This window comes from Flavobacterium sp. SORGH_AS_0622 (assembly GCF_030818825.1).
Classification (GTDB): Bacteria; Bacteroidota; Bacteroidia; order Flavobacteriales; family Flavobacteriaceae; genus Flavobacterium.
In genome coordinates this window covers 3820278-3833159 of sequence record NZ_JAUTAX010000001.1, presented here as the reverse complement: position 1 = coordinate 3833159, position 12882 = coordinate 3820278, and the positions used below count along the sequence as shown (strand labels likewise).

General features: G+C 32.2%; 11 protein-coding genes. 4 read left to right on the top strand and 7 right to left on the bottom strand.

Annotated features, from left to right (window positions below):
* The first annotated feature begins 76 nt into the window (after nucleotides 1-76).
* Nucleotides 77-256, top strand: coding sequence for a hypothetical protein (locus tag QE431_RS16160; protein ID WP_057116719.1), 180 nt, complete (start codon nucleotides 77-79; stop codon nucleotides 254-256).
* A 260-nt stretch (nucleotides 257-516) separates the two neighbouring features.
* Here the strand turns inward: QE431_RS16160 and QE431_RS16155 are convergent, their stop codons facing one another.
* Together QE431_RS16155 and arsC are read right to left on the bottom strand one after the other, a co-directional pair.
* Nucleotides 517-3009: a TonB-dependent receptor domain-containing protein gene (locus tag QE431_RS16155; RefSeq protein ID WP_307297719.1), complete on the bottom strand. Its 2493-nt coding sequence runs from the start codon at nucleotides 3007-3009 to the stop codon at nucleotides 517-519.
* 92 nt (nucleotides 3010-3101) lie between these two features.
* Complete coding sequence (gene arsC / locus QE431_RS16150; RefSeq protein WP_307297718.1) at nucleotides 3102-3446, bottom strand: arsenate reductase (glutaredoxin); 345 nt, start codon at nucleotides 3444-3446, stop codon at nucleotides 3102-3104.
* Between the two features lie 115 nt (nucleotides 3447-3561).
* Here arsC and QE431_RS16145 point away from each other — a divergent pair, with 115 nt between their 5' ends.
* Both QE431_RS16145 and QE431_RS16140 read left to right on the top strand, forming a co-directional pair.
* Nucleotides 3562-4494: a CPBP family intramembrane glutamic endopeptidase gene (locus QE431_RS16145; RefSeq protein ID WP_307297716.1), complete on the top strand. Its 933-nt coding sequence runs from the start codon at nucleotides 3562-3564 to the stop codon at nucleotides 4492-4494.
* Nucleotides 4495-4498: 4 nt separating this feature from the next.
* Nucleotides 4499-5542, top strand: coding sequence for an AMP-binding protein (locus QE431_RS16140; RefSeq protein ID WP_307297714.1), 1044 nt, complete (start codon nucleotides 4499-4501; stop codon nucleotides 5540-5542).
* Nucleotides 5543-5800: 258 nt separating this feature from the next.
* Here the strand turns inward: QE431_RS16140 and QE431_RS16135 are convergent, their stop codons facing one another.
* The 4 genes from QE431_RS16135 to QE431_RS16120 form a co-directional block, all read right to left on the bottom strand.
* Entirely contained in the window at nucleotides 5801-7015 is a 1215-nt protein-coding gene (locus QE431_RS16135) for an RsmB/NOP family class I SAM-dependent RNA methyltransferase (RefSeq protein WP_057116714.1), read from the bottom strand.
* Nucleotides 7016-7152: 137 nt separating this feature from the next.
* On the bottom strand, nucleotides 7153-9126 hold the full coding sequence (locus tag QE431_RS16130; RefSeq protein ID WP_057116713.1) for a KUP/HAK/KT family potassium transporter: 1974 nt from the start codon (nucleotides 9124-9126) through the stop codon (nucleotides 7153-7155).
* Between the two features lie 130 nt (nucleotides 9127-9256).
* Nucleotides 9257-10540 carry a hypothetical protein gene (locus QE431_RS16125; RefSeq protein WP_307297710.1) on the bottom strand — a complete coding sequence of 428 codons (1284 nt, stop codon included), beginning with the start codon at nucleotides 10538-10540 and terminating at the stop codon, nucleotides 9257-9259.
* Between the two features lie 116 nt (nucleotides 10541-10656).
* Complete coding sequence (locus tag QE431_RS16120; protein WP_307297707.1) at nucleotides 10657-11133, bottom strand: hypothetical protein; 477 nt, start codon at nucleotides 11131-11133, stop codon at nucleotides 10657-10659.
* Nucleotides 11134-11282: 149 nt separating this feature from the next.
* Here QE431_RS16120 and QE431_RS16115 point away from each other — a divergent pair, with 149 nt between their 5' ends.
* Nucleotides 11283-12344 carry a hypothetical protein gene (locus QE431_RS16115; RefSeq protein ID WP_057116710.1) on the top strand — a complete coding sequence of 354 codons (1062 nt, stop codon included), beginning with the start codon at nucleotides 11283-11285 and terminating at the stop codon, nucleotides 12342-12344.
* 74 nt (nucleotides 12345-12418) lie between these two features.
* On the opposite strand, the gene QE431_RS16110 is transcribed toward QE431_RS16115, so the two are convergent.
* The gene (locus QE431_RS16110; protein WP_057116709.1) at nucleotides 12419-12877 is read right to left on the bottom strand and encodes a hypothetical protein; all 459 of its coding nucleotides are present in this window, start codon (nucleotides 12875-12877) and stop codon (nucleotides 12419-12421) included.
* Nucleotides 12878-12882 lie beyond the last annotated feature (5 nt).

The window sequence follows — 12882 nt, the reverse complement described above, 5'->3', positions numbered from 1 at the left end:
AAATTGATTTAGATTTTATTGCTGAGAAAAAATATATACCCTACATTTGTCGTAACATTCAAAAATTCCGGAAAACATGTTTGAATTTTCACAGTACTTAGGCTTTTTACTTTTCTTAACCATACTAACTATAGGGTTTTGGTTAATGTTTTTCTTAGTTGGTTTCGTATCTTATTGGGTTACGGGAGCAAGCTGGGAAATGTTCAAAGAAAAGAGAGCTAAAAAAAGACAAGAAGAACAATCTATTAAATACTAGATTGATGTCATAAGAAAAGAACCCTTTTGGGTTCTTTTTTTTTGCTGCACAAAAAAATAAATTCCAATACTAAAAAATCCAAATTCCAATTTCATTTGGAAAATTCCAATTCCTGAAATTCTAAATTCCAAAATATAAAAGGTTAAATACAAAAAATCCCAAATCCCAATCTTATAAATTGGAATTTGGGATTTTTTGTATTATAATTTATCTCAAAGAGATTGGAATTTGGAATTTCAGGAATTGAAATTTAACTGATGTTATCCAGGAAATTCTCCGCCGCCTTCTCCGCCGCCTTCATTGTTTTTAGGTATATTTTTATCTCTTTCACCTTTTGCTTTGTTGAAACGGTAAGTGAATGACAAATTAAATTGACGTTTACGAAATTGGAATTCGCTGTATGAATTTACATTATCCAAATACGTATAAGATCTCATTTTTCTAGAATTAAAGATGTCGCTGATATTGAATGCAATTGTAGCTTTGTCTTTTAATACATCTTTGCTTAAAGCAGTATTCATTCCGAACATTCCTAAATTTTTACCTTGAGCTGTTTTTTGTTCGCCATTGTACATAGCTGTCAATTGCCAGTCAATTTTGTATGGAAGCGTTACTTTAGAGTTGATTCTTGCAAACCAAGAATTAGCCTGATTGTCTAAATTTTGAACAATTTCGTTTCCTTGTGTATCGGTATAACTGTTTTCTCCAGTTGTTTTTACGTTGAAAAAGTTGAAATTACTGTTTAATTTCCACCATTTGAATGGAGTATAATTAAATGTAAATTCGAAACCAAATTTTTGTTCTCTTCCTAAGTTGATAGGAGAACTTTTGATTACTGGAGTACCAATAACTGTTTCACCTGGTGCAGGGGTTACCACTTCACCGTCTGGAGTTACAACGTCACCAGTAGGAGATCTTACAAAACTAAATACGTCTTTTGTGCTTTCAAAATACGCTGAGGTGTTAAATGTTACTTTATCCCATCTTTTGATATAACCGATGTCATATTTATCTGTTAAAGAAGGATCTAAATCTGGATTTCCTTGAAATATGTTAATGTTACTTGCGTAATTTACAGCTGGATTCATAAAACGTCCTCTTGGTCTGGATAAACGTTTGCTGTAACTTGCAGAGAAATTACTTTGGTCTGAAATTTCGTAACTAACAAAAGCACTTGGAAATAAATTGTTGTATTTTTTAGTGTTAAAATCGCTGTTATCTAATAAGTTAACCTCGATATTAGTGTCTTCCCATCTTAGACCAAATAAATAAGAGAATTTATTTACTTTGAAACCATATTGCGTATAAAGGGCATTAATGTTTTCTTTATACTCTAATGTGTTTGATAAATTAGGATTTGGAACTGTACCATTTGTAACATCATAAACGTTGTTCAAATCACCAAAACTTCCTTTATAACCTGCTTCAAATTGACTGCCTTCGCCTAATGGCAATACATAATCTGCCTGAAATAAAACTTGTTTTTGTACTTGGTTGTTTAATGTTGTATCAAAATTTGGTGAATCAGTAATAGTACTATTACTGTCATCTGTATTTCTTGAAACAGAAAGATCTGCAGTAAGTTTGTGTCCTTTGTCGTTAAAATTTTTAATTAAGTTTGAAGTAAACTCAATATTTTCGCTCCCAGTATCTGCGTTGTTTAAACGGTAAGTTGTTCCTGTAAAATTACGGCCGGCATCATAATTATAATAATTAATCAAATCTCGATCGTCACCAGTGTTCTTTTGATAATTAATGGCGTTTGTCCAGAAAGTCGTTGGAGTAACTGTCCATTCAAATCCAGCTCTTCCGTTAAATCCGTTTCGGGTACGTTTAGTATCACGATCTTCATCCAAGAAACTTTTTGTTGTTCCGTCTGGATTAAGGTATTCTGAATTTGTTTTACCAGCTCCTTCGTTTGTTCTGTAGTTGTACCCCGCAGTTGTGAAGTAGTTTAGTTTTTCAGTTTTATAATTCACATTGGCACTTAAACCATAAGTTTCTGGTAAACCTGTAGAAGCAATTAAAGTTCCGTTAAAACCTTGATTTTTCCCTTTTTTAAGAATAATATTGATAATTCCAGATCCGCCTTCGGCATCATAACGCGCTGATGGATTAGTGATTACTTCAACTTTATCAATTGCATCAGCAGGAAGCTGTCTTAGGGCTTCTGCCATATTTATAGCCTGAGAAGGTCTTCCGTCAATTAAAATACGAATGTTGTCGCTTCCTCTTAAACTTACATTTCCTTCTGTATCAACAGAAACAGATGGAACATTGTCTAAAACATCGCTTACGCTTCCACCTTTTACAATCATATCTTGACCAACGTTGTAGACTTTTTTATCTAATTTTATTTCTACAGATGATTTTTCTGCACGAACTACAACTTCATTTAATTGTGCTGCATCTTCAGATAAATTTACTACGCCCAAATTTGTGTCGTCTTGAATACTCTTTTGCTTGATTTCTGTTGATTTAAAAGAAATAAATTCAACTTTTATGTCGTAAGTTCCAGGCGCAACAGCAACCTCAAATTCTCCTTTTGGATTTGTAATACCACCAGCAATAACTTTAGTGTCATTTGGAGCAGTAATAGAAATTGTAGCATACTCCAAAGGTTGTTTGCTTACTTTTTCATAAACTTTTCCTGTGACTTTAACTTTGTTTTTGCCACCCGGACCTTGCTGAGAGTAATTGTAAAAACTTGTAAATAAGAATACAAGTAATACGGCAAATTTGATTTTTTTCATTTTTTTTGGTTTCTTTTTCTCTTTAGACGGCAAATGTAGTTTTTGGTTTAAAGCAAGAACTCACAAAAAAATGTTAATAAGGTATTTTAGAATCAATCTAAAAAAGAAGCTACTAGTTCTGGATCCCTGCCAATAATAGCTTTTCCATCTTTCACAACAATTGGTCTTTCTATCAAAATTGGATTTTCTACCATCGCGTTAATAATTTGATCATCGCTTAAAGTTTTGCCTTTAAAATTTTCGATCCAGATTTTTTCCTTAGTTCTAATTAATTGAATAGGCTCAAGATTAAGCTGTTTCAGCAAAGTTTTGAGTTCATCAAAAGATGGAGTTTGTGTTAAATAAGGTATAATTTCGAATTCTTGATTGGATTGTTCTATAAAAGCAAGGCAGTTTCGTGATTTTCCGCATCTCGGATTGTGGTAGATTTGTATCATTTTGTTATATTTAAACGTTTCAATATTCGTAAAATAAAAAAGAGGTATTTTAGCTATACCAAAAGTAAGATTAACTTATCGAATTTGAATTCTCATTTTTTAAAATTTAAAATTTATGTTTTTAGAGCAAGGAATTAAACCTGAAAATAAGTTTTGGAAATATCTTTTAGGATCTGTTTTTATTATTGCGGCTTCTTTTGTGGGACAAATTCCAATTACGGCCGCGGTGTTTTATAAAACTTTTTCAGAGAAAAAAGCTTTTCCAACGACCAATGAAGGAGTTATGAAAATGTTTGAGTCCAATACAACGCTTTTTCTGGTAATGATCTCGTTTATTTTTGCTTTTGCTGGAATTTATTTTGTTGTAAAATATATTCATCATCAAACATTATTGTCAGTAACAACTTCAAGGTCAAAAGTAGATTGGAGCCGAATTTGTTTTTCTTTTTTCTTGTGGACATTCTTTTCTTTATTGAGTTTTTTATTTGTTTATCTAAGAGCTCCAGAACAGTTTGTATTGAATTTTAAATTAATTCCATTTCTAATTTTAGTTGTTTTGGGTTCTATTTTAATTCCGATTCAAACCAGTACAGAAGAATATGTTTTTCGTGGATATTTGATGCAGGGATTTGCTAATCTGGCTCGAAATAGATGGTTTCCGCTGCTTATGACCTCAGTTATTTTTGGATCAATGCATTGGGCAAATCCAGAAGTGGCCAAAATGGGAAATGTTATAATGATCTATTACATAGGAACAGGACTTTTCTTAGGAATTATCACCTTAATGGATGAAGGCATGGAGTTGGCTCTTGGGTTTCATGCTGCTAATAATCTCGTAGGAGCATTATTGGTTACTTCAGACTGGTCGGTTTTTCAGACAAATTCTATATTTAAAGATCTTTCTGAGCCCTCAGCAGGAATTGATGTTATTTTGCCTGTTGTAGTTATTTATCCTATTCTGCTTTTTATTTTCAGTAAAAAGTACGGCTGGACAAATTGGAAAGAAAGATTAACAGGGGATATTAATAAAATTGAAGTAATAAATTAAAATCATGTCAAATTTAACCCATAAAAATGTTCACAATTATTTCAAGTTAAATGGTTATCATTTAAACGCAAAAGATTTGTGTCGTGTCGCTTATAGTTTTATCAAAGAAGGAGATGCTTACGAACAATCAATAGGAGAGTTCTTTTTGGATTGGTTTGATAAAAAAGAATATATCGAAATGACAACTTCAGGAACCACTGGTCTTCCTAAATTAGTTCGACTGCAAAAACAGGCAATGATTCATTCTGCCTTGGCAACTGGTGATTTCTTCGACTTAAAACCGGGAGATAAAGCTTTATTGTGTCTTCCTACTCAATTTATTGCGGGAAAGATGATGCTGGTGCGTAGTCTAATTTTAGGATTAGAACTTGACGTAGTTTCGCCAAGTCTTCATCCGCTGGCTTTAAATTCTAAAACTTATGATTTTGTTGCGATGGTTCCGCTTCAGGTTCAAAATTCGATAAAAGAACTCTCAAAAGTTCGTAAGCTGATAATCGGTGGTGCAAAAATGGATTCTTCTCTTGAGGAACAACTTTTACCGCTTAAAACCGAAATCTACGAAACTTATGGAATGACGGAGACAATTACTCATATTGCAGCAAAACGTCTGGGAGATTCTGTTTTTTCAATTCTGCCAAACGTAAAAATATCTCAAGACGATCGTCAATGTCTAGTAATTAATGTTTCTACAATTTCTGATGAACCAATTGTGACTAATGATCTGGTAGAATTGGTAAATGAACAGCAATTTATTTTTCTAGGAAGAATTGATAATGTAATTAATAGTGGAGGAGTGAAGCTGATTCCAGAACAGATTGAAGCTAAATTGATCGGCAAAATAAATAACAGATTTTTTGTAACTGGACTTCCTGATACTGTTTTAGGAGAAAAATTAGTTTTGGTTATTGAAGGGGAAAAACAAGACTTTCCAGCCGATTTCTTTGATGTTTTGGGAAAATATGAAAAACCGAAAGAAATTGTGTTTGTTTCAAAATTTAAAGAAAACGAAAACGGAAAGTTACTGCGAAAGCCGACCTTGCAATCTTGAAGAAATTTCAAATTAAAAATTCCAAATTCCAATACTTTGAGTTTAGAATTTTGTCAAGTTTTAAACTTTGTCAAAATTAGATAACGAAGTACCAATATCATAAATTAAAAAAATCCAAATTCCAAGTTTAAGATTGGAATTTGGATTTTTAAATATTGAGTTATTCCGTAAATAATTGGAATTTGGAATTTAAAAATATTGGAATTTAAAAATATTGGAATTTAAAAATATTGGAATTTAAAAATATTGGAATTTAAATTAAGCTTTACGTTCCAAAAGTGCCATGTAGAATCCGTCAAAACCAGATTCTGAAGCCAGCATTTTACGGTCTTCAACAAAAGTAAATTGTTGTCCGATTTCTGTTTTTAAGAATTTCTCTACCTGCTCCTGATTTTCTGATGGTAATATAGAACAAGTTGCGTAAACTAATTTTCCACCTGGTTTTACGATTTTAGAATAGTTTTCTAAAACTTCACTCTGTACTTTACGAATATTATCAATAAATTCAGGCTGTAATTTCCATTTAGAATCTGGATTTCTCTTTAAAACTCCTAAACCGCTGCAAGGTGCATCAATTAAAACACGGTCTGCTTTCTCGTGTAGTTTTTTAATCACTTTTGTGCTGTCGATAATACGGTACTCAATATTAAAAGCGCCGTTTCTTTTAGCTCTTAGCTTTAGTTGTTTTAATTTGCTTTCGTATAAGTCCATTGCAATCAACTGACCTTTATTTTCCATTAAAGAAGCCATATGCAATGTTTTTCCTCCAGCTCCAGCACAAGTATCAACAACACGCATTCCAGGTTTTACATCCAAAAATCCTGCAACTAATTGCGAATTGGCATCTTGAACTTCAAAAAGACCTTGTTTAAAAGCATCTGTTAAAAATACGTTTGCTCTTTCTTTTAAAACAAGAGCTTCTGGCTGATCTTTCAAATATTCTGTTTCAATATTTAAATCCATCAGAGTATTTCTAAGGTTTTCTTTAGTACCTTTTAAAGTATTGGTTCTAAGAATAACTTTTGCCGGCTGATTTTGTGCGGCAATTTCTTTTGCCCACACTTTTTCACCCAATTCTTTAACTCCTAATTCATCCATCCAATCTGGAATAGATTCTTTTAAAGCTCTATTTTTAGATAATTCGTCAAAACGACCTTTTATTTTTCTTTCAGGAGTTCCTTCCAATTGTCTCCAATCAGGAATTGGATAACCTCGAAGAACAGCCCAAACGGCAAACATCCTCCATAAATTATCTCTGTCATAAGGTTCCTTAACATCTGCAATTTCTGCGTATAATCGTTTCCAACGAACAATTTCGTATATCGTTTCAGCAACAAACTTCCTGTCAGAACTTCCCCAACGTTTGTCTTTTTTTAATGCTCTTGCTACCACTTTGTCTGCATATTCTCCTTCATTGAAAATTGCATTTAAAGAGTCGATGGTAGTATAAACTAAATTTCTGTGTAATCTCATTTTTAATATTTGAGTTGCAAAGGTACTATTAATTGATTGAAAGTTAAATTTTTAATACTGAATCTTAATTCAGATTCTCATTAAAAGAAAAAAACACTCTAAAAGATAGAGTGTTTTTTTGAATTATTTAAAAGCGTTTATTTAATAATACGCGTTAATCCAATATTTTCTGGCGCATGAAGCACCATTGGGAATTTCTCTATTTTTACAGAACTGCTGTCTAGTCCAAAAGCTCTTTCTTCAGATAAACTCAGTTTTTTAATAAAGAAGTAAGAATTCATGATAATGTTTTCATGCCATCTTAAATCGTTGTCGTTTGATAAGAATTTCTCAGATAAAACAAATTTAAAGTCTCCAATAATATTGTTTTTGTTTAAAGATTCGTAACGGCTTGTAATATCCACTTCGCCGCGTTTCACCATGTCTTTGATAACTTCTCTAAACATCAAATTGATTTTAGTAGGTTCTCTAAAACCTAAATTAAAGTCAATTCTATAAATATCGTCTTTAGCGATTTCTGTTACTTTATACTGTGTTTTATAAGGTTCTGTCAAGATATTAACGTGAACAAACCAATAAATATCAGCTCTTTTTGGGCGTTTTTGCAGAATAGAATAAATTACTTTTTCTTCCAATTCATCAACTCGATTTGCATTGGTCATGTAAACTAAGTGTGTCGCATATTTCGGAATAGATAAATCTTGGCTTAGTTCTACTAATACACGTTTGTAGTCATCAATTTTAACCACTTTCGTATAGTTTTTATTAATTTTCTTAGCTAGGTACCAAATAGTCATTACAGAGATCAGCATACTTGCAATAATCAATGTTACATAACCACCTTCAGCGAATTTCGTGATATTAGCAAAAAGGAAACTAAATTCAATCAAAAGATAAATTGTGATCAACGGAACCATGAAATATAATTTCACACGTTTCATGATTAAGTAATAATTCAACAAAATCGTGGTCATGATCATACATAAAATAATGGCAAGACCATACGCATGCTCCATGTTTCCAGATTTTTCAAAATGTAAAACGATTCCAACACAACCAAAAAACAATAACCAGTTGATTGACGGAATGTATAATTGACCTTTTACTTCTGTTGGATATTTGATTTTTACTTTAGGCCAGAAATTCAAACGCATAGCTTCATTTATCAAAGTAAATGATCCGCTGATAAGCGCTTGAGAAGCAATTACAGCTGCTAATGTTGCCACTACAATTCCGAATGGTAAAAACCAATGCGGCATAATTAAGTAAAACGGATTCCCGTTTTCTCCACCTAGTTGCTGCAACGTACTTCCTTCATGGTGAATTAAGTAAGCTGCTTGTCCGAAGTAGTTTAAAACTAAAGTTGTTTTTACAAAAATCCAGCTGATTCTGATGTTTTTTCTTCCACAGTGTCCCATGTCAGAGTATAAAGCTTCAGCTCCAGTTGTACATAAAAATACAAAACCAAGAACAAAGAAACCATCAGGATGAATCGATAATAAATGATAAGCGTAATATGGATTAATGGCTTTAATTACTTCTGGAAAATTAATAACTTGTATAGCTCCTAAAGTTCCCAGCATCGCAAACCATATTAACATCATTGGTGCAAAGAATTTACCAACGAGTTTAGTTCCGAATTGCTGAATCGTAAATAAAACAAATAAGATAGAAATAACAATATAGACAATGGTTTGTGTTTCCATTGTTGGATAAAATGCCCTAATTCCTTCTACAGCAGATGAGATTGAGATCGGCGGTGTTATAATTCCGTCTGCAAGAAGGGCACTTCCTCCAATGATGGCGGGCACAATGAGCCATTGAATTTTTGTTTTCTTGACTAATGCGTATAACGCAAAGATTCCACCTTCACCATGATTGTCTGCACTTAAGGTAATAAGTACATATTTAATTGTAGTTTGTAATGTCAAGGTCCAAAACACACAAGAAATACCTCCTAAAACAATATCGGCATTAATCGTGTGATCGCCCAGAATAGCCTTCATTACGTACAATGGAGATGTTCCAATATCTCCATAAATAATCCCTAAAGTAATCAATAAACCCCCAATAGACAACTTACTATGTAAGTTTTTATGCGATGCGCTCATGTATATTTTTATAAAAGACGGTTGCAAATTTACTGTTTTAAAACAAATTAGAAGCAATTAAAATTAAAAAGATAAAAAAAAGCACAATCGTAAAATTGTGCTTCTATTTTAATGATAAATTGAAATATTGTTAACCTCTTCTTCCGCCGCCTCTTGAATTTGAGCCGCTTTCTCTCTGTGTCTGTCCTCCTCTGGATTCTTGACTAACTCTTGGAGACTCAGAACGCTGAGTGTTTTGAGGTCTTGCAGTGTTTGATCTGCTTTCAGAATAGTTTCTTGAAGGCTCGGTTCTTTGCACTGGAGCAGACTGAGTATTCACTCTATTTGAACTTGCTCTGTTTTCAGAATAATTTCTAGGAGCTTCACTTGTTTGTGAAGATTGTCTGTTACTATAACCTCTATTTTCTGAATTTCCTCTTGCAGCAGGAGTAGTAGCCGAATTATTTCTGCCATAATCTGATCTTTGAGTATTTTCAGTTCTTACAGGTGCATTTACTGTTGCAGTATTGTCTCTGTTAGTATTTGCTGTACGATTTGTGTTGTAACCTCTATCAGAAGCTGTTCTGTTAGTATTATAATTTGTATTCGTACTTCTGTTTTCTGAATAAACTCTTCCAGTATTCGATCTGTTAGTGTTGTAAGTGTTTGAATTTCTATTAGATTCTCTGCTTGCAATTCTTCTTTGATCTAAATCGTATCTGTTGCTGACATTAGAATGTCTTTGAGCAAAGCTGTAATTTGGTTTCATTCTTTCGTAACCATATGTACGTCTTGTTTCATAAATAGCTGGAGCTCTGTAACTTCTTCTAGTGTTTACGTAGTTGTAGCTGTTGTGAACATTGATACATACATTTATGTTATTTCTGTATCTATACACAGGATAAGGTCTCCATGCAGAATAGTATGTTGGATAGTAACCCCAATACCATGTTGAATAGTATGGTCTGTAGTTAGTAACCCAGAAAGAAGTATAAATTACTGGAACAACACTGTAAACAGGCTCATAAATATAGTTGTCGCCATATAAATAAGAGTTTCCAACAACCTGAACACTTACTTTATTATAATTATCTCTTTCAACATCGATAGTAGCAACGTCTTGGTAAACATCACGATCCAAAACAGCTTGAATAATTACAACGTGGGTTCTGTCTTCTACAGATTCAATTACACGCAGGTAATCAACTTGGTCGTCGCCATTTAAATCAAGGTTAGAAATTTGATATTTAGGATCGTTTAATCTTCTTTCAAAATCTTGAAGATTTGCAGATTCTCCAAACATAGAAGCTACTGCTCTTAAATCTAAATTATCGCTTATATCTGAATTTTTGGCGTATACAGTAGCTCCAGCTTGTGCTTGACATGAACTGATTGCTAATGCAAATAGGGCTATTATAAGTAATTTCGCTTTCATGACTAAATCATATTAAATTATTTGTATTAGTAGATATCCAATTACTGTGCCACAAAATAATTTTATTGCTTTTAGATTTTATGTTATTGATAATGAGTGTGATTTTATTGGGTACTTTATCTTCTAATAGTTAAATAGATATTTAGTGCTGTGTACATAAACGGAAGTATGATGTCTTTAGCACGTAAACCTGAGTCATTATAATATGAACTTCGTTCTCTATCTGCATTCCTGTTTGGATTTATATTTTGACGATCTGTGCGGATAGCCGAATTTGCACTTCTATTTTGATTCTTTAATATAATATTGATAGATGCTACATCTTGATATATATTGGGACTCATTTCAGATTGAATTTTTATTATTTGAATGTTGTTCTCGATTTTATCTGAAACTTTTAAGTAATCAACTTTTCCATCATCATTTAAATCAAGATTTGAAATTCGATCTTGGGGATAATTTATTTTTTTCTCAAAGTCTGCGAGATCTGCAGATTCTTCAAATAGTAAGCCTACAGCATTTAAATCTAAATTTTCTTGTACGTAAGAACTGTTAGGATATACTTTAACTTTTTGTGAATGAGCTGAATTCATAAATAATAGTAAGATTCCAGTTAAAACTATAATTCTCATATTTTATTTTTTACAATTGTAAGAAATATACTTCAATTATTATGCCAGAAAAAATCATTTGAATTGTTAGAAATAATCGTATTTTAGCATTAACCAAATTTTGAATTCTTATGAAAAAACTCGCTTTATTTTGTGGTATTTTTATTTTATTGATGTCTTTTAAAACATTTAATTATAAAACTAAAGTTTGCTACAGCGGCGGTTTTACATCAATGACTGTAGATACCTTATTTAAAGATAGAATTAGTATAAGAGCAATTCTAATTGATAAAAATAAAGTTTGGTATGGTGCTGATAATTCGCGTTTTGGATATTATGACCTAGATAAGAAAGAGAAATTTGAAGAGCATATTTACCGAGATACGCTTAAATTAGAATTTAGAAGTATTGCTCAAACTTCTAAAGATATATTTCTACTGAGCGTCGCAAATCCAGCTTTACTTTATTCTGTATCAAAAAAAGATCGTAAAGTTAAATTGGTTTATAAAGAAGTTAATCCCAAAGTTTTTTATGATAGCATGCAGTTTTGGAACGATAAAGAAGGAATTGCAATTGGTGACCCGACAGAAGATACTTTTTCTGTTATTGTTACTCGCGATGGAGGAGAAACTTGGACTAAATTATTATCTGATAAATTACCAACAAATGCTACCGGAGAAGCTGCTTTTGCTGCCAGTAATACGAATATTGTAATAAAAGGAAATGATACTTGGCTGGTTTCTGGAGGAAAAAAATCACGTGTTTTCTATTCGCCAGATAAAGCAAAAACATGGAAAGTAATTGAGACTCCAATTGTGCAGGGAAAGGAAATGACAGGAATTTTTACGGCCGATTTTTACGATTCTAAACAAGGATTTATTGCTGGTGGCGATTATGAATTTCCCAATAAAAAACTAGATAATAAAGCTTTTACAAAAGACGGAGGAAAAACTTGGGAATTAATTGGCCAGAATCTAGGATTTGGCTATGCATCATGTGTGCAATATGTTCCAGGAGGAAGCGGCAGAGAAATTATTTGTGTAGGTTCTGAAGGAATACAATATTCTCAAAATGGAGGTGAAAACTGGACACAGCTTTCTACAGATTCAAAACTTTTTACCATCCGATTTGTCAATCGTAATACTGCAATTGCTGCGGGACACAATAAAGTAGTTCGACTTAACTTTAAATAAAAAAATAAGAACCCTAAATAATAAAGTAAGTATTATTATATAGGGTCCTTATCACTGTTGTTTCGTATTTGAATTTAATCTTTACCAGCTTTATCTCTATATTGTTGTAGTAATTTTCGATTAAAGTCGTCTTCAGATTTTTTAAGCTTTAGTATTTTTTTTGCTGAAAGCACTTTCTTTAAGCTTGTCATGTATTTTTCTCGAAGCACATATAATTCCTTATCTGTACTTTCTATTTGAGATAATAATGTTACTGCATCTTTGTCCGAAAGATTATTGATGTTGTCATCATTTAATTTTCGCAGATAAGTTTTCATTTTCAAATGCTTTAAGTCGAATTGCTTGTCGTCGTAAGCATTGTAAATTGGCCAGAATTTTTCGGCTTCTGTAGAAGTCAGTTCTAATTCTGTTGTTAAAAAAGAAACTTTAAAAGCTTTAATTTTTTCACGCTTTTCGTCAATTTTTCCATTTTGTGCAAAAAATGAAAAACTCGTCAGAAAGAGCAGAAGCGGTAAAATATTTTTTATTTTCATTGTTA

What these genes read in the sequence shown, in the direction of transcription:
- arsC (WP_307297718.1), bottom strand. Translation starts at nt 3,446, where the DNA reads ATGATACAAATCTACCACAATCCGAGATGCGGAAAATCACGAAACTGC.
- QE431_RS16130 (WP_057116713.1), bottom strand. Translation starts at nt 9,126, where the DNA reads ATGAGCGCATCGCATAAAAACTTACATAGTAAGTTGTCTATTGGGGGT.
- QE431_RS16135 (WP_057116714.1), bottom strand. Translation starts at nt 7,015, where the DNA reads ATGAGATTACACAGAAATTTAGTTTATACTACCATCGACTCTTTAAAT.
- QE431_RS16140 (WP_307297714.1), top strand. Translation starts at nt 4,499, where the DNA reads ATGTCAAATTTAACCCATAAAAATGTTCACAATTATTTCAAGTTAAAT.
- QE431_RS16155 (WP_307297719.1), bottom strand. Translation starts at nt 3,009, where the DNA reads ATGAAAAAAATCAAATTTGCCGTATTACTTGTATTCTTATTTACAAGT.
- QE431_RS16115 (WP_057116710.1), top strand. Translation starts at nt 11,283, where the DNA reads ATGAAAAAACTCGCTTTATTTTGTGGTATTTTTATTTTATTGATGTCT.
- QE431_RS16145 (WP_307297716.1), top strand. Translation starts at nt 3,562, where the DNA reads ATGTTTTTAGAGCAAGGAATTAAACCTGAAAATAAGTTTTGGAAATAT.
- QE431_RS16120 (WP_307297707.1), bottom strand. Translation starts at nt 11,133, where the DNA reads ATGAATTCAGCTCATTCACAAAAAGTTAAAGTATATCCTAACAGTTCT.
- QE431_RS16110 (WP_057116709.1), bottom strand. Translation starts at nt 12,877, where the DNA reads ATGAAAATAAAAAATATTTTACCGCTTCTGCTCTTTCTGACGAGTTTT.
- QE431_RS16125 (WP_307297710.1), bottom strand. Translation starts at nt 10,540, where the DNA reads ATGAAAGCGAAATTACTTATAATAGCCCTATTTGCATTAGCAATCAGT.
- QE431_RS16160 (WP_057116719.1), top strand. Translation starts at nt 77, where the DNA reads ATGTTTGAATTTTCACAGTACTTAGGCTTTTTACTTTTCTTAACCATA.